This window comes from Terrabacter ginsenosidimutans, assembly GCF_039539425.1.
Lineage (GTDB): Bacteria > Actinomycetota > Actinomycetes > Actinomycetales > Dermatophilaceae > Terrabacter > Terrabacter ginsenosidimutans.
The window spans coordinates 188,784-207,094 of the sequence record NZ_BAABDC010000003.1 but is presented as its reverse complement, the minus strand read 5'-3'; the positions used below and the strand labels follow the sequence as shown (position 1 = coordinate 207,094).

General features: G+C 72.5%; 20 protein-coding genes. 8 read left to right on the top strand and 12 right to left on the bottom strand.

Annotated elements, in window-relative coordinates:
* Positions 1 to 75: 75 nt before the first annotated feature.
* From ABD831_RS11255 to ABD831_RS11225, 7 genes are all read right to left on the bottom strand, one after another.
* Positions 76 to 1,371, bottom strand: coding sequence for an RNA polymerase sigma factor (locus ABD831_RS11255; RefSeq protein WP_344946012.1), 1,296 nt, complete (start codon positions 1,369 to 1,371; stop codon positions 76 to 78).
* A gap of 124 nt (positions 1,372 to 1,495) precedes the next feature.
* On the bottom strand, positions 1,496 to 1,927 hold the full coding sequence (locus ABD831_RS11250; RefSeq protein ID WP_142179382.1) for a YciI family protein: 432 nt from the start codon (positions 1,925 to 1,927) through the stop codon (positions 1,496 to 1,498).
* Between the two features lie 48 nt (positions 1,928 to 1,975).
* Entirely contained in the window at positions 1,976 to 2,878 is a 903-nt protein-coding gene (locus tag ABD831_RS11245) for a hypothetical protein (RefSeq protein WP_344946009.1), read from the bottom strand.
* A 22-nt stretch (positions 2,879 to 2,900) separates the two neighbouring features.
* A complete protein-coding gene (locus tag ABD831_RS11240; RefSeq protein WP_344946006.1) occupies positions 2,901 to 3,764 on the bottom strand; it encodes an HAD family hydrolase in 864 nt (287 codons plus the stop codon).
* A 202-nt stretch (positions 3,765 to 3,966) separates the two neighbouring features.
* On the bottom strand, positions 3,967 to 5,334 hold the full coding sequence (locus ABD831_RS11235) for a dihydrolipoyl dehydrogenase family protein (protein ID WP_344946003.1): 1,368 nt from the start codon (positions 5,332 to 5,334) through the stop codon (positions 3,967 to 3,969).
* A 99-nt stretch (positions 5,335 to 5,433) separates the two neighbouring features.
* Entirely contained in the window at positions 5,434 to 5,580 is a 147-nt protein-coding gene (locus ABD831_RS11230) for a hypothetical protein (protein WP_344946000.1), read from the bottom strand.
* Between the two features lie 8 nt (positions 5,581 to 5,588).
* Positions 5,589 to 6,539, bottom strand: coding sequence for a DMT family transporter (locus ABD831_RS11225; protein WP_344945997.1), 951 nt, complete (start codon positions 6,537 to 6,539; stop codon positions 5,589 to 5,591).
* 39 nt (positions 6,540 to 6,578) lie between these two features.
* Between ABD831_RS11225 and ABD831_RS11220 the strand changes: the two genes are divergently transcribed.
* The 3 genes from ABD831_RS11220 (at position 6,579) to ABD831_RS11210 (ending at position 8,759) form a co-directional block, all read left to right on the top strand.
* Positions 6,579 to 7,076 (top strand): MarR family winged helix-turn-helix transcriptional regulator, encoded by a 498-nt coding sequence (locus tag ABD831_RS11220; protein WP_344945994.1) that lies wholly within the window; start codon positions 6,579 to 6,581, stop codon positions 7,074 to 7,076.
* A gap of 62 nt (positions 7,077 to 7,138) precedes the next feature.
* Positions 7,139 to 7,873 carry a sulfite exporter TauE/SafE family protein gene (locus ABD831_RS11215; protein WP_344945991.1) on the top strand — a complete coding sequence of 245 codons (735 nt, stop codon included), beginning with the start codon at positions 7,139 to 7,141 and terminating at the stop codon, positions 7,871 to 7,873.
* 31 nt (positions 7,874 to 7,904) lie between these two features.
* The gene (locus tag ABD831_RS11210; RefSeq protein WP_344945988.1) at positions 7,905 to 8,759 is read left to right on the top strand and encodes an SCO6745 family protein; all 855 of its coding nucleotides are present in this window, start codon (positions 7,905 to 7,907) and stop codon (positions 8,757 to 8,759) included.
* Positions 8,760 to 8,813: 54 nt separating this feature from the next.
* On the opposite strand, the gene ABD831_RS11205 is transcribed toward ABD831_RS11210, so the two are convergent.
* Together ABD831_RS11205 and ABD831_RS11200 are read right to left on the bottom strand one after the other, a co-directional pair.
* Positions 8,814 to 9,617, bottom strand: a complete 804-nt coding sequence (locus ABD831_RS11205) for a TIM barrel protein (RefSeq protein ID WP_344945984.1) — start codon at positions 9,615 to 9,617, stop codon at positions 8,814 to 8,816.
* Positions 9,617 to 10,645 carry a Gfo/Idh/MocA family oxidoreductase gene (locus tag ABD831_RS11200; RefSeq protein WP_344945980.1) on the bottom strand — a complete coding sequence of 343 codons (1,029 nt, stop codon included), beginning with the start codon at positions 10,643 to 10,645 and terminating at the stop codon, positions 9,617 to 9,619. The genes ABD831_RS11205 and ABD831_RS11200 overlap by 1 nt, the downstream gene beginning before the upstream one ends.
* 115 nt (positions 10,646 to 10,760) lie before the next feature.
* Between ABD831_RS11200 and ABD831_RS11195 the strand changes: the two genes are divergently transcribed.
* From ABD831_RS11195 to ABD831_RS11185, 3 genes are read left to right on the top strand one after another with little or no spacing between them, the layout of a single operon-like run.
* Positions 10,761 to 11,786: a LacI family DNA-binding transcriptional regulator gene (locus ABD831_RS11195; RefSeq protein ID WP_344945977.1), complete on the top strand. Its 1,026-nt coding sequence runs from the start codon at positions 10,761 to 10,763 to the stop codon at positions 11,784 to 11,786.
* The gene (locus tag ABD831_RS11190; protein WP_344945974.1) at positions 11,783 to 12,595 is read left to right on the top strand and encodes an alpha/beta fold hydrolase; all 813 of its coding nucleotides are present in this window, start codon (positions 11,783 to 11,785) and stop codon (positions 12,593 to 12,595) included. The genes ABD831_RS11195 and ABD831_RS11190 overlap by 4 nt, the downstream gene beginning before the upstream one ends.
* Positions 12,596 to 12,647: 52 nt before the next feature.
* Positions 12,648 to 13,484 (top strand): alpha/beta fold hydrolase, encoded by an 837-nt coding sequence (locus ABD831_RS11185; RefSeq protein ID WP_344945968.1) that lies wholly within the window; start codon positions 12,648 to 12,650, stop codon positions 13,482 to 13,484.
* A gap of 11 nt (positions 13,485 to 13,495) precedes the next feature.
* Here the strand turns inward: ABD831_RS11185 and ABD831_RS11180 are convergent, their stop codons facing one another.
* Genes ABD831_RS11180 through ABD831_RS11170 form a run of 3 tightly spaced genes read right to left on the bottom strand, consistent with a single transcriptional unit; the run spans position 13,496 to position 16,145 of the window.
* Positions 13,496 to 14,164, bottom strand: coding sequence for a VOC family protein (locus ABD831_RS11180; RefSeq protein WP_344945965.1), 669 nt, complete (start codon positions 14,162 to 14,164; stop codon positions 13,496 to 13,498).
* Positions 14,165 to 14,198: 34 nt separating this feature from the next.
* A complete protein-coding gene (locus ABD831_RS11175; protein WP_344945962.1) occupies positions 14,199 to 14,534 on the bottom strand; it encodes a hypothetical protein in 336 nt (111 codons plus the stop codon).
* Positions 14,535 to 14,558: 24 nt separating this feature from the next.
* Positions 14,559 to 16,145, bottom strand: a complete 1,587-nt coding sequence (locus ABD831_RS11170; RefSeq protein ID WP_344945959.1) for an alkaline phosphatase PhoX — start codon at positions 16,143 to 16,145, stop codon at positions 14,559 to 14,561.
* Positions 16,146 to 16,444: 299 nt separating this feature from the next.
* Between ABD831_RS11170 and ABD831_RS11165 the strand changes: the two genes are divergently transcribed.
* Positions 16,445 to 17,812, top strand: coding sequence for a ferredoxin reductase family protein (locus tag ABD831_RS11165; RefSeq protein ID WP_344945954.1), 1,368 nt, complete (start codon positions 16,445 to 16,447; stop codon positions 17,810 to 17,812).
* A 101-nt stretch (positions 17,813 to 17,913) separates the two neighbouring features.
* Positions 17,914 to 18,285 carry a hypothetical protein gene (locus ABD831_RS11160; protein WP_344945951.1) on the top strand — a complete coding sequence of 124 codons (372 nt, stop codon included), beginning with the start codon at positions 17,914 to 17,916 and terminating at the stop codon, positions 18,283 to 18,285.
* Positions 18,286 to 18,311: the final 26 nt, after the last annotated feature.

The following is an 18,311-nucleotide window of genomic DNA, read 5'->3' as shown; positions in this document are numbered from 1 at the left end:
ACCCGATCGACAGCCGTTGTCAGTGCAGGGTGATTCGACGGTAGTCCTGATACATCCGACGTGTCGGTGGAAGCGTCAGTCCTCGCCGGACGCGCGGCGCAGGAGCAACGCCTTCTCGGCGTCGTTCTGCGTCATCTCGGCGGCCCGGGCGAACTCGGCGCGCGCCTCGTCGTCGCGGCCGAGCCGGGCGAGCAGGTCCCCGCGGACGCTCGGCAGCAGGTGGTAGTCGGTGAGCGCGCCTGCGGCGACGAGCCCGTCGACGACGGCGAGCGCTGCAGCCGGGCCCTCGGCGTAGGAGAGCGCGACCGCCCGGTTGAGGTCGATGACCGGCGACGGCCGGATCGCGCCGAGCTGCGAGTAGAGCACGACGATGCGGGCCCAGTCAGTCGCGTCGGCCGTGCGGGCTCGGGCATGACAGGCGGCGATCGCCGCCTGCAGCACGTAGGGCCCGGTCTGTCCCTGCGCCGGGTCCACGAGGGACACGGCGCGGTCGAGAGCGGCGAGGGCGTGCCGGATGAGCGCCCAGTCCCAGCGCGTGCGGTCCTGGTCGAGGAGCAGCACCGGCTCGCCGTCCCGTCCGATGCGCGCCCGGGTGCGCGAGGCCTGGATCTCCATGAGCGCGAGCAGCCCGTGGACCTCCGGCTCCGAGGGCGCCAGCGCGGACAGGACGCGCCCGAGCCGGATCGCCTCCTCCATGAGGTCGCCGCGCACCCAGTCGCGGCCGGACGTCGCGGCATACCCCTCGTTGAAGATGAGGTAGACGACCTCGAGCACCGATGCCAGGCGCGGGGCCAGCTCGGCTCCGGACGGGATCTCGATGGTGACGCCGTCCTGGCTCAGGGTCCGCTTGGCGCGCGAGATGCGCTGGGCGACCGTCGGCTCGGTGGTGAGGAAGGCCCGGGCGATCTCCCGCGTCGTGAGTCCCCCGATCATCCTCAGCGTCAACGAGATCCGCGCTTGGGCGGTGAGGACCGGGTGGCAGGCGGCGAAGATCAGCCCGAGCACGTCGTCGTCGATGTCCTCGAGGGCCGCGTCGAAGTCGCCCTCTGCGAGCTCGGCCACCCTCAGCTCCTCCAGATGTCCCACCTGCTGCAGCTTGCTCGCGAGGTTGACGTCGCGGCGGATGCGGTCGATGGCGCGTCGGCGCGCGGTCGACGTGAGCCACGCGCCGGGCTTGTGCGGTATGCCGTCGCGGGGCCACTGCTCGAGCGCCTGCACGAACGCGTCCTGCGCGAGGTCCTCGGCGAGGCCGACGTCGCCCACGACGCGGGCGACGACGGCCGTCACCTTGGCGGCCTCGATGCGCCAGACGGCCTCGAGGGTGCGCCGGACGTCGTCGGTCGTGTGGCCGGGGTCGGCGATGGATGACACCCCGACACTCTGGCACGCCCGCCCCCGGCAACACACCGAGCAATCGCCAACCTCTGCGGTTGCAGCCGACGCGGTTGGCGTCTGCTCGGTGTGTTGCGGGTCACAACGCGCGTCGGGATCGCCGTCAGCCCTGAGCCGCGTTGCGAGCGGCCTCGGCGCGCATCTGCTCCTCGCGCTCCAGCATCTCGGGCGTGAGCACGTCGGCGAAGTCCTCGGGCGAGTAGACCTGGCGCAGCTCGAGGGCCTGCCCCGGGTCGGGGACGCAGGAGGTGGGCCACTTCTTCACCCATTCGATCGCCTCCTCGCGCGAGCTGACCTCGATGATCGAGAAGCCGGCGATGAGCTCCTTGGCCTCGGCGAACGGCCCGTCGGTGACGACCCAGTCGCCCTCCTCGTACGTGACGCGCGCACCCTTGGCCGAGGGGTGCAGCCCCTGGCCGTCGACGAAGACACCGGCCTTGAGCATCTCCTCGTTGTAGGCCTGCATGTCGGCGAACTGCTGCTCGCTGCCACTCAGTCCCTGCTCGGTCTCGCCGCTGGCCGGGACGATGATCATGAAGCGCACTGTGGTCTCCTCTGTCGGTGCGGGATCCGTGGTCCCGCCTCACTCCTCCGTCGAACGGGCCAGCCAGTTCTCGACACGACCGGCGAGAGCCCGGTAGAAGCCGGCGTTCGCCAGGTAGCGGTAGTGGTCGGTCGCGAGGCTGCCCGCCGCGAAGAACGCCGAGTCGTCGACCCCGTCGACGACGCCCTCGGCGCGGAAGCTCAGCAGGTCGGCGTGGTCCCAGACGTTCCACCAGCCGCCGAGGTGCTCGGAGGGAGGGTATGCCGTGGGCTCCGGACCGCGGCCCGGCGCGCTCTCGAGGAAGAGCCCGAGCTCCTCGAAGAGTCCGACCTGCGACGCAGCCGCGCACCAGTAGTCGATCCGGACGCCGCGGTGCTCGGGCATCCGGGGCAGGAAGTGCGTGACGAGGTCGTAGACGATCTGCCCACCCATGCTGTGGGTGAGCACGACGAGCGGCTCGCCCCGGCTCTCGGCGGCGAAGGCCGCGGTGTCGAGGCCGGCGAGCACGCGCTCGATGATCGGCCCCGGAGCCTGCGCCGTGCCCCGGGTCGAGATGTAGGTCATGACGTCGCCGAGGAAGACGGGCACGAAGTCCTCGAACGGCCGGCGCAGCGACGTCGCGGCCCCGCGCAGCCCGCGGACCCTGCGCGGCTCGAGCGCGGCGTCGGCAGCGACCGCGAGCGCCTCCTCGGCGGCAGCCGACGGGTCGAGGGGACGCGAGACGAGCGACCGCCCACCGAACGCGAAGTGGGCGCCGAGGTCACCCCAGTAGATCCGCATGACCGGCACACCGCCGGGGTCGTCCGAGATCGCGGGTGCCACGTGCTCGCGCAGCTTCGCCTCGATCGCGGGCCACGGCACCTCGCCGATGGCCTTGCTCGCGCGGGCCAGCCCCGCGTCCTCGTCGCGGACGGCGACGCCGTGGACGAAGACGATGGGCACGCGGGACGACCTGCCGTTCGGGCTAGAGCTCGAGCTCGAGCCGGACCGTCGCGGTCGACTCGACGCCCTCGCGGAAGGGGACACCGTCACGGGCGGCCTGCGCGACAGCTTCGAGGACGGGGGCGAGGCCGTCGTCGTCGACGTGGCCGGCGACCTCGTCGGCGACGGCCTTGACCTGGTCGGGAGCGTTGCCCATGGCGACGCCCCAGGCGGCCCAGTGCAGCATCTCGAGGTCGTTGCGCTGGTCGCCGCAGGCGATGGTGTGGATCGGCTCGACGCGCAGCTGGCGACGGACGAGCTCGAGGGCACTTGCCTTGGACACGCCCTCGGGGTTGATGTCGAGCCACGCGGACCAGCCGACGGCATACGACACCCCGTGGAGACCGGCACGCTCGACGAGCTCCATGAACTCCTCGGCCGTCGCCTCGGGCTGTCGGAGCGTGACACGGGTGACGGGGTGGGCGATGAGCTCGTCCCACTCGACCTCGCGGGACTGGCCCATGAGCTCGCCGTCGGGGAAGTGCTTGCTCACCTTGAAACCGACGCCGGGCTCCTCGACGGCGATGAGCGCGTCGGGGAGGGCGACGCGCATCTTCTCCAGCACCGCGCGCGGGTCGAAGGTCACCATGTCGATGATCGAGTAGCCCTCTGCCGCATGCGGATCGAGCTGGAGCGTCAGGGCGCCGTTGGAGCAGATCGCGTAGCCCTCGCGCAGCCCGAGCGCCTCGAGGATCGGCGTCGTCGCGATGATCGAGCGGCCGGTCGCGATGACGACGGCGACGTCGTCGGGCAGGGCCTGCACGGCGTCGCGGACGCGGTCGGAGAGCTCGCCCATGTGGTTGAGGGTCGTGCCGTCGAGGTCGAGGGCGAGCAGTCGCTGTGCCATACGCTCACCGTATCGTCCGGCTCGGGGCGTCCATGCGACCCCGGACGCTCGTCGCCTGCGCGCTGTCGGATCGTCACCCGCCCGTCACCCCGGCGCCGGCCGACGGACGACCGTTGGTCGACGACACCGGGCGACACGCCGCACGACGCGCCACGGACCGGCGATGCGACCGACCAGTGGTCGTCGGTCGGCACGGCCGGACTCAGGCGAGTCGCCCGAGCGCGTCCTCGATGCCGCGGTGGAGCGTCGGGTAGGCGTAGATCATCGAGCGGAGCCGGTCGATCGGGACCTCGCCGTGGACGGCCACGGCGAGCGCTCCGAGCACCTCTCCCCCGGCCGGGCCCATCGTCGTGGCGCCGACGAGGACGCCGCGGTCGGCGTCGGCCACGACCTTGATGAGGCCGTCGGCCCTGGCGATCCAGCCACGGGTCGTCTCGCCGAGCGGCGTGAGCCCGACTTGGACGTTGGTCAGCTGCTCGCGCGCCTGCGCCTCGGTCATCCCGACGGCACCCACCTCGGGATCGGTGAACGTGACGCGCGGGAGGGCGGCATACTCCGCCGGCGGGCCGTCGTCGCCGAGGACGTCACGGATCACGACGCCGGCCTGGTACATCGAGACGTGCGTGAAGGCACCCTTGCCGGTGATGTCGCCGACGGCCCACACGCCGTCGGTGACGTGGCAGCGGTCGTCGACGGGCGCGGTGCGCGCGTCCTTCGCGACGCCGACCGTGTCGAGCCCGACGGCGGCGGGGTCGGCCCGCCGACCCGTCGCGACGAGCAGCTTCTCCGCCGTCAGGGTGGAACCGTCGGCCAGGGTGACCGTGAAGGCCGAGCCGTCGTGGGTGACCTTGTCGGCGCCGAGGCCGTGCCGCACGGTGATGCCATCGGCCTCGAGCGCCTGCTGCAGCGCGGCCGACGCCTCGGGCTCCTCGAGCGCGAGGATGCGGTCGGCGGCCTCGACGATCGTCACGTCGACACCGAAGCGGGCCATGACCTGGCTCAGCTCGCAGCCGATGGCGCCGCCGCCGAGCCCGATGAGCGAGGCGGGCAGCTCGGTGGTCTCGATGATCTCGTGGTTGGTCCAGTACGGCGTGTCGTGCAGGCCCTCGACCGGCGGCACTGCGGCGGTCGTCCCGGTGTTGACGACGATGCCCCTGGTCGCCGTGTAGGCGGTGCCGTCGACGTCGACCCGCCCCGGCCCCGCGATGCGCCCGGTGCCGCGCACGAAGGTCGCACCCTTGCCCGTCAGGCGGTCGACCGCGACCTTGTCGTCCCAGCCGTCGGTGGCCTCCTCGCGGATGCGCGTGGCGACGACCGACCAGTCGGGCGTGACCTCGCCGACGGAGCCCGCCAGCCCGTCGACGCGTCGCGCTTCGGCGAGGGCGTCGGCCGCGCGGATCATCATCTTCGACGGGATGCAGCCCCAGTAGGGGCACTCGCCGCCGACGAGCCGGCGGTCGACCCCGAGGACGCGCAGGCCGCGCTCGGCGAGGCTGCCGGCGACGTGCTCCCCGCCCGGCCCGAGACCGAGGACGATGACGTCGAACGTGTGGTTGCTGTCAGTGGCCATGCCACAGCCTTACCCGGGAGGGCCCCGGTGGGAAGAGGTGGTCGTATGCCGTGACGCGCGCTCCCGCACGCGGGCGGGCTCGCGCTCGGGCGGCGGTCATCACCTGCCGTGACCGGCCGCGCCGTCGGTGACGCGGAACCCGCTGCGCGGCTGGGACGGGTAGCCCGTGTCGAAGTGCATGTAGTCGTGCCACGAGTCGTTGCCCGACCAGTACCAGCCGAACGAGGTCACGACCGAGTAGGGCACGCTGCAATCTACCTACGAGCTCCTGACGGGTGCGGTGCTCCGCGCACCTGTCCGGAGCGCAACCCGCGGGCTCGGCTCGAGCGGCGGGCCAGACCGTCGCGCACGGGCTCCTGTGCCACCAGCACGCTGCCGACGACGAGGAGCATGGCGACGAGGTGGACGGGACCGAAGTGCTCACCGAGGAGCACGACGCCGAGCAGCACGCCGACGACCGGGTTGACGAGGCCGATGATCGAGGCCGACGTCGGACCCAGGATCGACAGTCCGCGGAACCACAGCACGTAGGCGACACCGCTGCCCAGCAGCCCGAGGTAGGCGAGGGCACCGACGGCGCGCAGGTCGAGCGCCGGCGGCGCTCCCTCGATGACGAGCCCGATCGGCAGGAGCACGAGCCCTCCGGCGACGAGCTGCCACGCGGTCATGGTCACCACGTCGTCGGTGGGCGTCCACTTTCGCGTCAGCACGAAGCCGAACGACGAGAGCACGACGGCGAGGAACCCGGCGGCGAGCCCCAGAGGGTCGAGGGGTTTGTCGAGCCCGTTCTGAAGCACGAGCAGGGCGACCCCGACGAGGCCGACACCGCCGGCTGCCAAGGAGACTCGCGCGGGGCGCTGGCGCAGGAGCAGCCAGGCGACGGCCATCGTCACCATCGGCGCCGTGGCGACCAGCGTGGCGCCGAGACCGCTCGGCAGGCGGTAGGCCGCGAGGAAGAGCAGTGCGTAGAAGAGGCCGATGTTGAGTGAGCCGAGCACGAGCGAGCGCCACCACCAGTCACCCTTCGGCAGGCGGCGGAGCCACAGGAGCATGAGCAGGCCGACCGGCAGGGCCCGCACGGTGGCGGCGAAGAGCGGGCGGCCAGGTGGCAGCCACTGCTGCGTCACGGCATACGTCGATCCCCAGATGGCGGCAGGGAGCGCCGTCATCGCGACGTCCGCCCAGCGCGCTCGATTATCTTCCATGGAAGATAAAATACCTTCCGGAGAAGATATATTCCAGGCATGCCCCGCCACGAGGACCATGCCCAGCACGTCGTCGACCAGTGGGCCTCCGTGCGGCCCGAGCTCGACGTGAGCCCCGTGCTCGTCATCGGCCGGCTGCACCGCGTCGCCCTGGCCCTGACGACCGAGCTGGTCAAGGTCTACAACGCGCACGGCCTCGGCGAGGGCGACTTCGACGTGCTCGCGACCCTGCGGCGCACGGGTGAGCCCTACGAGCTGACGCCCACCGAGCTCATGGACCAGACGATGGTGACGTCCGGCGCCGTGACCAAGCGGCTCGACCGGCTCGAGGGCGCAGGGCTCGTCGAGCGCCGCGTCTCCGACGGAGACCGCCGCAGCCGCATCGTCGTGCTGACCGAGAAGGGCCGCGAGCTCATCGACCGTGCAGCCCCCGAGCACTTCGCCAACGAGGCGCGGCTGCTCGAGCCGCTCAGCGCCGGCGAGCGCGCGACGCTGGCCCGGCTGCTCGGGAAGCTCGGGGAGTCCCTCGGCGTCTGACCGTCAGCCGTCGTCGTGGACGGCCGGACACGCTCGCCGGCATCGGCCTACGCTGCCCTGTCATGACGCTCACGACGCTGGTGCTGCTCGGCGTCGCCGCGCTGCTCGTCGGCTTCGCCAAGACCGCCATCGGCGGCGTCGGGAGCATCGCCATCGCGATCTTCGCCCTCGTCCTGCCCACCAAGGAGTCGACGGCCGCGATCCTGCTGCTGCTGCTCGTCGGCGACGTGGTCGCGGTGTGGCACTACCGCCGCGATGCCGACCTCGGGATGCTCAAGCGGCTCATCCCCGCCGTGCTGCCGGGCCTGGCGCTCGGCGCGCTCTTCCTGGCCTGGGTCGACGACACGACGCTGCGCCGAGCCATCGGCGCGCTGCTGCTCGTCCTCGCGGCGATGCAGCTCGTCCTGACCTGGCGCTCCCCCGACACGACCCGCGTGGGCTCGTCGAGGGCCACCGCGATCGGCACGGGAGCCGCCGCCGGCTTCGCGACGATGACGGCCAACGCCGCCGGCCCGGTCATGACGCTCTACCTCGTCGCGCAGGGCGTCGAGAAGCGTCGCTTCCTCGGCACGAGCGCGCTGTTCTTCTTCGGCGTCAACCTGTGCAAGGTGCCCTTCAGCGTCGGCCTGGGCCTCTTCGGTGCCGAGACGCTCTGGCGCACAGCGCTGCTCGCTCCGCTCGTGCTCGTCGGGACCTGGATCGGGCTGCACACGGCACGCCGCCTGAGCCAGACGCGATTCGACCAGGCGGTGCTCGCCGCGACCGTCGTCTCCGCGCTGGCCCTCGTCGTCCGCTGAGGTCGGACCGTCGGCGCCTAGGGTGCTGGACATGAGCATCGACGACGACCTCGACCTGATCCGAGCCTCCCGGCAGGCCTGGGGCGCTCTCGAGACGGTCCACGTGCTCGGCTACTTCGCCGACGACGTGCGCGATGCCTACGTCGCGCTCGGGCTCCACCCTCGCCTCAGCTACTTCGCCGCCCGTGCGGCTGCCTTCGGTCCGGTCGGACCGGAGGTGCCGACGGCGACGTTCTACGTCTTCGCGCCGTGGCTGCCGGCGAAGGCACTGCCGAGCTCGTGGGCGGTCGCCGACCCCGAGCAGGTCCAGCAGGCGCGGCGCGACGGGATGGCGGTCGTGCTCGACCGCGTCGTCGGCGGCACGGACGTCGCCGAGCTCCTCGAGCTCGCCCGCGCCGTCTGTGCCGGCCTGACCGTGCCCGGTCGCCCGCTGTATGCCGCCCACGCCGGGCTCGCGTGGCCCGAGGAGCCACGTCTCGCCCTGTGGCACGCCGCGACCCTCATCCGCGAGCACCGCGGCGACGGGCACGTGGCGGCGCTGCTCCGAGCCGGACTCGACCCCGTCGAGTCCATCGTCGCCGGCGGCCTCTTCGCCGGCAACACCGGCTTCATGCGGTCGAGCCGGGGCTGGTCGGACGACGAGTGGGCCGCCGCGACGGCCCGGCTGACCGAGCGCGGTCTCATGGACGGCACCGCCCTCACCGACGCCGGGCTCGCCTTCCGCAAGGACGTCGAGCGAGAGACCGACCGGATGGCCCTCGAGGGCTGGCGGCACCTCGGCCTCGACGGCACGCGACGCGTCGCCGAGCTCGCCGCGCCGCTGCGGGCCGCTGCCCTCGCGAGCGGCATCCTCCCCGACTGGGTCACCTCCCGCGGCTCGAGGTGATGACGGTGCCCACGTCGGTGTCGGGATCACCTCGAACCGGGCGTCGATCCCCGGTCAGGCGGTGAAGGCGTCGCGGAAACGCTCGAGCGCGAGCTCGTCGTCGTCGGACGCGAACCCCTCGAGACCGACGGGACCGACGTAGCCCATCCCGGCGAGCGCTCGGGCGATCGCGGGGTAGGCGATCTCGCCGGTGCCCGGCTCACGGCGCCCGGGCACGTCGGCGACCTGGATCTCCCCGATGTGCGGCAGGGCCCGGCGGCACAGCTCGATGAGGTTCCCCTCGCCGATCTGGGCGTGGTAGAGGTCGAGCATCAGCTTCAGGTGCGGACTGTCGACGGCCTCGACGAGCGCCAGGCAGTCGGCGGCGGTCGCGAAGGGCACGCCGGGGTGGTCGACCGCGGTGTTGAGGTTCTCGAGGACGAACATGACCTCCTCGCGCTCGCCCAGCCCGGCGATGCGGCCCAGCGTGCGCTGCGCGGTGAGCCACATCGGCCCGGTCGTCACCGGCTCGGGCCGCACGGGCAGGCCCCGGTCGTCGAGGCCGGTGCCGTGCAGGTTGAGGCGTGGGATCCCGAGGCGCTGGGCAACCGGCACCGACTCGGCGGCCGTCGCGAGCAGCTCGTCCGCCCCCTCGGCATCGGAGAGGCGTCCACGGACATAGCCCGTCATCGACGAGTAGACGACGCCCTCCGAGCGCAGCGCCTCGAGCGCGTCGATGTCGTGGCGCGTCCAGTCCCAGATCTCGACCTGGAAGCCGAGCGCGTGGATGCGGCGCACGCGCTCGACGAAGGGCAGGTCGAGGAAGACCATCTCGGCACTGACCGCGAGCGTGAAGGGGCTCGTCGCCGACGCTGCCATCAGACACCCGCCCGGTCGGTGTCGCGCACGGCCACGGTGGTGTCGGCCTCGACGGCCTCGATGCAGGCGAGCGCGATCCGCAGCGCGGCACGGGCGTCCTCGCCACCGACCTGCGTCTTCCCTCCCCCGCGGACGGCCGCGCAGAAGGCCGCGAGCTCCGCGGCATACGCGTCCGTGAAGAGGTCGGTGTCGGCACGGGCAGTCGGACTCGAGACACCGGCGGCGTTCCAGTGCGCCGTGTGGAGGTGGGCCGGGCTGCCCGCGGTGACCATGCCGGCGGAGCCGAAGACCTCGCCGCGCACGTCGTAGCCGTAGGCCGCCGAGAAGCTCGCCTCGGCGACGGCGATGGCCCCGTTGTCGTAGCGGATGGTGACGACGGCGGTGTCGAGCAGCCCGGCGTCCTTGAAGTCGGGGGCGACGAGGGCATCGGCCATGACGGAGACCTCGACGGCCGTCGCACCGGCGTTGAACCAGTTGAGGGTGTCGAAGTCGTGGATCAGCGTCTGGGTGAAGATCGTCCACGGCGGCACGCCGGCCGGGTCGGCCAGCCCCGGGTCGCGGGTCAGAGAGCGCAGCAGCTGGGGCGCGCCGATGCCACCGGAGGCGACCAGCTCGTGGGCCGTGGCGAAGTCGCGCGCGAAGCGCCGGTTGAAGCCGACCTGCAGGGGTGTGCCGGCAGCCCGGCTCGCGGCGATCGCGCGGTCCGCGTCGGCGAGGGTCATCGCCATCGGCTTCTCCACGAAGACGGCCTTGCCGGCCTCGGCCGCCGCGACGACGAGGTCCGCGTGGGCGGTGCTCGCGCACGTGATGGCGACGGCCTCGACCCGGGGGTCGTCGATGAGTGCCTGCGGGTCGGTCAGCCAGTCGACCCCGAGCGAGCCGCCGAGACGTCCGGCGGCGGGCGCCTGGACGTCGGCGACGGCGACGAGCTCGGCCTCGCCGAGGCGTCGCGCCAGGGTGGTGGCGTGGTGGGTCCCGATGCGGCCGGCTCCGATCAGACCGAAGCGGACGGGGTCGGTGCGCGTCATGGCTGCTCCTTCGCAGGTAGGTACTAGAGCGCTCTAGTACTCGACCAGTGAAGCCGCTCGCCGCCACGCGCGTCAAGAGCTTGGCCGACCTTGTGGAGCGCTCTAGAGTCGCTGCGTGGGACGCGAGAGGGTCACGATGGAGCACGTCGCCGCACGGGCGGGCGTCTCGCGCGCCCTCGTGTCCATCGTCTTCCGCGGCGTCGCCGGGGCGTCCGAGGCGACCCGTGAGCGCGTCCTCGCCGCCGCACGAGAGCTCGACTACCGCCCGGACACCCGCGCCAGCCGCCTCGGCAGGAGCCGGACCCGGACGCTGGGCGTGACCTTCCGCGTCGGGCACGCCTTCCACGGCGACCTCCTGGAGAGCCTCTACACGCAGGCCGACGACGCGGCCTACGAGCTCGTGCTCAGCGGAGTCACGCCCTCGCGGTCGGAGGAGGCTGCCGTCGAGACGCTGCTGGCGGAGCGGTGCGAGGGCATCATCCTGCTCGGCAGCAGCCAGACCACGACGCAGCTCGCCCACCTCGCCACGCGGGTTCCGGTCGTGAGCGTCCTGCGCCCCGCCCCGGGCGAGGAGGTCGGCGTCGTACGCACCGATGACGCCGCCGGCCTGCGCCTCGCGGTCGAGCACCTTCGCGCTCTGGGCCACACCCGCATCGCCCTGCTCGACGGCGGTCGCACGGCAGGGGCGACCGAGCGACGTCGCGGCTACCGTTCGGCGATGCGGCACTCCCCCGCGCTCGCGGAGGTCGTCCTCCCCGGAGGCCCCAGCGAGCTCGAAGGTGCCGCTGCAGCGAGCGCGTTCCTCGACCTGGACCCCCGTGACCGGCCCACCGCGGTCGCGGCCTTCAACGACCGGTGCGCCATCGGGTTCATCGACGTCGTCCGGCAGGCGGGGACCCAGGTCCCCCGCGACGTGTCGGTCGTCGGCTTCGACGACATCACCGAGGCCGGCTACCCGCACGTCGCGCTGACGACGGTGCGTCAGGACGCCGACCGTCTCGGCGCCGAGGCCGTGCGCTCCCTCGTGGACCGCCTCGACCACGGGGCGACAGCCACCACTCCCGGGCGCATCGTCATCGCGCCCGAGCTCGTCGTGCGGGCCAGCACGGGCGCCCGGAAGCCTCGACAGGCGTCGTCGTGAGGGCGCGCGACGTGCCCGGCCGAGACGTCGGGCCGGACGTGCGCGTGCAGTTCACGAGCCTCCACGGGCGGGTCGTGCGGTCGCTGGCCCTCGGCGGCGACCGACCACGGAGCACCCCGCTGGTCGTCATCCTCCCCGGTCTCGGCCTGCCGTTCTACACGATCCCCACGGCACGGGCCGTCGCCGCCCGTGGCCTGGCCTGCACCGTCCTCGACCTGCCCGGGTTCGGCTCGAACCTCCCGCGACCGACGAGCCCGTCCATCCATGCCGCGGGCCTGACGGCGGCCCGCTGGATCGAGGCCGAGACCGCCGGCCACCCACTCGTGGTGCTCGGCCACTCGACCGGCGGGCAGGCCGCGCTGACCGCCGCCCTGGCCCTCAGCGTCCGCCGCCGAGACTTCTCGCTCGTGCTCGCCGGGACGACCTTCGCCCCCGAGCAGCGCCGTCTGCACCGACTGGCCCGGGCGACCCCGTTCGCCTACCGCGACGACCGCCTCGACCAGATCGACCCGGTGGAGGTCTACCGAGGCCGCGCCGGCATCGTCGCGATGATCCAGTCGGGGCTGCACGACGCGCCCGAGGAGCGGATCGCGCACCTGCCCGTGCCCGTGACGGTGACCGCCGGCGTCCACGACGCCTTCGTTCCCGTCACGTGGCTCGACCAGCTGGCCGGGTCCGCGAGCCGCGCCCCGAGCGTGCGAACGTCACTCCTCGGCGGCTCCCACAACAACCTCTTCACGCACCCGGACGACCTCGCCGACCTCGTCGTGCTCGCTGCGGCCGACGCGCTGGCCCCGCCCGCCGGCTGAGCCGACGGGAAACGGCAGGCGCGGCCGCCGTCCCGACTGGCAGGTTGGACCCATGCCGACCTACACGACGTACGACGGGACCGAGCTCGCCTACCGAGTCGAGGGGTCCGGCGAGCCGCTCGTCGTCTGGCCGGGAGGCCCGGCCCGCGACCCTGCCTATCTCGGCGACCTCGGTGGCCTCGCACGCGCCGCCCACCGAGCGCTCGTGATCCCCGACCCACGCGGCACCGGTGCGTCGCCGGCGCCGGCAGACCCGACGGCATATGCAGCCGTGCGGCTCGTCGACGACCTCGAGGCACTCCGCGCACACCTGGGACTCGACGCCGTCGACCTCCTCGGCCACTCGGCCGGCGGCTCCGTCAGCCTGTTGTATGCCGCGCGGCACCCCGAGCGGATCCGCCGCCTCGTGCTCGTCACCCCCGGCACGGCCACGGTCGGTCTCGACGTCACCGACGAGGAGTGGGAGTCGCGAGCCGCGCTGCGCGCCGGGGAGCCCTGGTTCGCGGAGGCCAAGGTCGCGCTCGACGCGGATGACGGCACACCGGCGACCCGTCAGGCCATGTCGCCCTTCCTCTACGGCGCGTGGACCGACGCGGCTCGGCTGCACGCCGCGTCGGACGACCAGCAGCGCAACCGTGAAGGAACCCGGGGCTTCTGGGCCGAGCGACCCGATCCGGAGCAGACGCGCCGCGTCCTGGGCGAGATGACGGCCCCGGTGCGCGTCGTCGTGGGCGAGCTCGACCTCATGCCGGGACCCGAGCTCGGCGACCAGCTCGCGGGGCTCTTCCCCGACGGGCGGTCGGTCGTCCAGCCCGGGGCGGCCCACTTCCCGTGGGTCGACGACCCCGCACTCTTCGCCCGGCTGGTCGTCGAGACCCTCGCCGTCTGATCCCCTACGCCTCAGGCAGATCCGTCGTCGGGCTGGGGGTCGCGCCCCTGCCACGTGCAGACGCACGCCTCGTTTCCCTCGGGATCGGCGAGGATCCAGAAGGCGGGCGCCTCGGCATCGGACACGAGGTGCCCACCTGCAGCCAGAGCGCGCTCGATGCGGCCGGCGGCCTCGTCGTGCGCGACGGTGACGTCGAGGTGGATCCGGTTCCGTTGCAGCCGAGGCTCGTCCATCTGCTGGAACCAGACGGCCGGGCCCAACCGGAGCGGGTCCTGCACGTCGTTGCGGGCGATGACGTCCCAGCCGAGCACGGCGTCCCAGAAGGGCCGGACTGCGTCGATGTCCATGGCGTCGATGGCGATCTCGACCACGGTCAAGGTGCCGGGCTCGGACCGCAGGCCCATCTCGGCGACGAGGGTGTCGACGGCACGCCCGACGGCGATGTCGTCGGCCGTCACGCCGTCGGCGGGCCCGGTCGACACGGCGAGGTGGATGACGTCGCCCCGCACGTCGAGGTCGGGTCCACGACCGAGCGCCGCCGTCACCTCGCCCACGCGCGCGACGAACGCGTATGCGGTCGCCGCGTCGCTCGCGCGCACCGTGAGGTGCATTCGCTGGAGCAGGAACCGCCACGTCGGCAGGGCATCGGACGCGGCTCGGCGGGTCAGCTTCTCGGGCATGGGCCGACCGTAGTCCCGCCCACCGACCTCCGGGTCACCGCTGGCGTATGCCGTCCGGCCGCGTCGCGCAGGCCTGCCGGTCGGCGGGTGATGCCGTGGTGCCGCGCACGACGAGGTGGGGCTCGACGACGATGTCGACGGCATACGTGCGACCGTCGTCGAGGCGCTGGGTGGCGTCCTCGACGGCGGCGACGGCAGTCGGGGAGGCCCGGCCATCCGTGGCCTCGACTGGTCGCCGGGGGCCATCCGTGGCCTCTCGACTGGTCGCAGGGGGCCAGACGTGGCCTTTCGACGGTGCAGTGGCGGTGGTGATGCAGCAGCACCCGGTTGAGGTGGGCGCGCCGCGGTTCTCGCGGGCGCGACACCTCAACCGGGTGGTCGCGGGGCTGTCAGGTCAGCCGTTCCAGCTGATCTCCCACGTCGTGTTGTCGCCGTGCTGCTGGGTCCAGAAGGTCCGCCACGCGGGTGACGTCGTGGGCTGCGGCAGCTTGGCACCGAGGACGCCTCCCACCGTGGGGTCACCGTCGGAGACGTGGATGCCGGTGATCTCGTTGTCGCCGTCGTTGTAGGCCGGTCCGCCCATCGCGTCGAACGTGGCCGACGCGTCGCGCCCCTCGGCGAGGAAGCGCACGGGACGGGGAGCGCGACCGCGGCCCGCGGCATACGACCCCTCCTCCTCGCGGCTCTCACCGAGGCTGAAGACGTAGCCCGAGTCGAGCGCGTTGCGCTGCGTGTGCAGGCCGTCGCCGGCATCCTCGACGACGAGCAGGTCGTCCTTCGTGGCGAAGGAGATGTTGTCGAAGCCGGTGTGCTCCTGGTCGCCGACGGCGGCGATCGAGATGCGGCCGGTGTCGGCGCCGGCACTCTTCTGCGAGATGCGGAAGACGCCGCCGTACGCGCCGGGCAGCGTGCTCGACGTGCTCGTGTCGCCCGTCTCGGTGAAGTAGAACTCCTTGAAGCCGGTGCCGGGGCGGAACACGCCGTTCTCGGGGCGCTTGAGCGGGGTCGCATCGGCGGCCTTGGCGGCGGCTGTGGCATCGAACGCCTCGGTCGTGCCGGTGTGGATCGTGACCCACCGGGTCGCGAAGGACGAGCCGTATGCGTGCAGCTGGCTGATGAACGGGTCCGACGGGTTCGCCTGAAGCTGGGACGTCGTCGCGGGCGTGCCGTCGGCGCGCTGGATCTGCAGGGCCTGCAGCCTTCCGCCCTTCGTCAGGTCGGTCCTGTCGGTCGGGACGAAGCGGTAGACGAAGGAGTTGGGCACCTTGCCGCCGCTCGCGCCCTTGCCGCCGATGTCCTCGACGATCCAGACGTTGCCGTCGGCGTCGTTCTGGATGCCCTCGAAGCCGCCCGAGCCGAGCGCGTCGAGCCGCGTCGCCCGGCCGCCGTCGACGGGGTCACCGTTCTCGTCGAGGCCGACGCCGAAGACGCCGCCCTTGGGCGAGCTCGACTCGGCCGTGAGGAGCAGCTGCTGGGTGAACGGGTCCCACGTGATGCCGTCGATCGTGGGGTAGGCGTTGCCCGCCGTGTCGGTGTCGGAGATGAGCGTGACCCGCTTGAGGGGGTCCGTCTCGTCGAGGTTGACGCGCGTGACGTAGCCGCGTGGGCCGATCTCGTGCCCCTGGTAGAGGTAGTGCTTGCCCCCGAGGACGAGGTAGACGTTCTTGTCGGGCTCCGTCTTGTGCGCCTCGTCCTTCGTCTGGGTCAGGGGCGCACCGTCGAGCGTGTTGTAGCCGTAGTGGGTGACGCCGTTGGCGGTCTCGGGGTTGGTCAGCGGCAGGTTGCCCCAGGCGACCGACGTCTCGGTCGCCGACGGCGTGAGCACGTTGCCCTGGATGCCGGACCGCGGGTTGGCGTGCGGCACGTTGACGACCGGCAGGCCGCCGTGCGCGTCGGCGGAGGAGCCACCGAGGGCGAAGGCGGCGGCCGCGGCGAGGGTGCCGACGAGCCCCGACTTGATGAGGGTGGTGCGAGTGTTCACGGAGATGCCTCTCGTGCATTCGGAGGGTGAGTCCGGGTGAGTTGCCAGACGCCCCAACACTTTCCACGGTTTCTGGGAGAACCCTCCGGATTGCGTGAACGGCATGGAAGATCTGGCGGACGAGCCGGTGAAGTCTTGGACGACGTGCCACTGCCGTGGTCGCGTGGGTGCGCGGGGCCGACGACGACGCCGGGTCCGCCGCTCGCTGTTGAGGTGTCCGACGTGGAGAATCCGCGGGCGGGATACATCAACCCGGGAGCGTATGCCGGTCTCCGGGGCCGGGAGGGTACGTGTGAGGCATGGCCATCGCCACTCAGGTGCGACACCGCCGGCCCTACCGCGGGTCGCACCTCATCACCCGACTCGTCGGTCCGCTGACGATCGCGGCCCTCGTCGTCTCCTTCGCCCTCCTCTGGCTGCTCACCCGGCCCCGCGGTGACGTCGGCCAGTTCGTCGGCCAGCTCATCGGGGCCGAGGGCGTCCTCCTCCTGTCGGTCGGGCTCGTCCTCATCAGCACGCTGCGCTGGGTGGAGCAGTTCTTCGACGGCGTCGACAAGGCAGCCGTGTGGCACCGGCGGGTCGCCATCGCCGGGACGATCCTCATCGGGGTCCACGTCGCGACCACCGGCAACCCGAACCCGACCCGGCTCGGCCCGACCCTCGGCACGATCGGCATCGTGGGCCTCGCGACGCTGACCGTGTGGGCCATCGCCCCGCGCTGGCGCTCCATCACCCCGCACCCGCTGCGCCCGCCGGTGGAGCGCGTCATGGAGACCGCCCCCGTCCGCCTCGTCGGGCGGTGGGTCGGCAGCTACGGCCTCTGGCGCGGTTTCCACCGCTTGACCGGGGTCTTCCTCGGGTTCGGCTTCGTGCACGGCCTGATGGACGCGACCCTGTTCGGCTCGTCGCTGCTGCGCTGGTCCTACGTGGCCGTCGGCGGTGTCGGGCTCGCATTCTACCTCTACCGCGAGCTGCTGGCCCGGCATCTCGCCCAGACCCATGACTACGAGGTGTCGTCGGTGGCCCCGATCGACGACGCGGCCTTCGAGATCTGGCTGCGACCACTCGGGGACCGCTTCGCCTTCCGACCCGGCCAGTTCGCCCTGGTCAACCTCGAGGCCCGCGACGGCTGGCACCGTCACCCCTTCACCATCGCGAGCGGACCCCAGGAGCGCGAGGTCCGCATCACCGTGCGTGCGCTCGGCGACTTCACGTCGAGCATCGGCGAGCTGGTCGCTCCCGGTATGCCGGCCGTCATCAGCAGCCCGCAAGGGCACTTCGACTTCACGCGCGGCACCGAGCACCAGGTCTGGATCGCGGGCGGCATCGGTGTCGCGCCGATGCTGAGCTGGCTCCGCTCCGCCAGGCCCGGCGAGCTGCCGCATCGCGTCGACTTCTTCTACACGGCGCGGGGGCCTGCGCCGCTCGCCGACGAGGTCGCGCACCTCGCGGAGCACCACGACGAGCTGCACCTGCACCTCGTCGACACCGAGACCGACCCACGGCTGACCGCCGGCCACGTGCTGGAGGTCGTCGGCGTCGAGCCTCGTCGGCTCTCCGTGTTCCTCTGTGGACCCGAGCGCATGGTCAGCACGCTCCAGCGGGACCTCGTGCGCGCCCGGGTGAAGCCGGCCAACGTCCACCGCGAGTTCTACAACCTGCGCTGAGACCGACGGCACGGCGACCGGCACGGCTACCGACGGGACCTTCGGCCCTCTCGGTCTCCAGCCCCACGCGGGATGCTGGAGGTGTAGGAGGCGGTTCAGCCATGGTCAACACCTCAGGTCCCACGAGCCCGTCCAGCAGCAACTCGACCGGTGGGGGTCCTCGCGACCAGACGCCCCTGGCCCGAGCCTGGATCTCCATCGCCCTCGTCCCGGTGTTCTTCTTCGTCGCGTTCGCGGCAGCGCAGGGCATCTACGCGCTGACGGGCTACGACCCGAGCGCGGGGGCGACGCCGCCGCTCTGGGCGGACCTCGTCGCCGGGATCCCGGCCCTGCTCATCCTCTTCCTCCCCTGCGCCGGTGCCGTGGTCTACGGGCTGCGCGCCCGGCGGGAAGGTGCCCGCGCCGGGCTCGTGCCCGTGGTGCTCGGGGCCCTCGTGGCGGTCGGCGGCGTCCTCCTCGTCGTCCTCCAGTGACGCTGGTCCGCTCGACCACCGGGTTG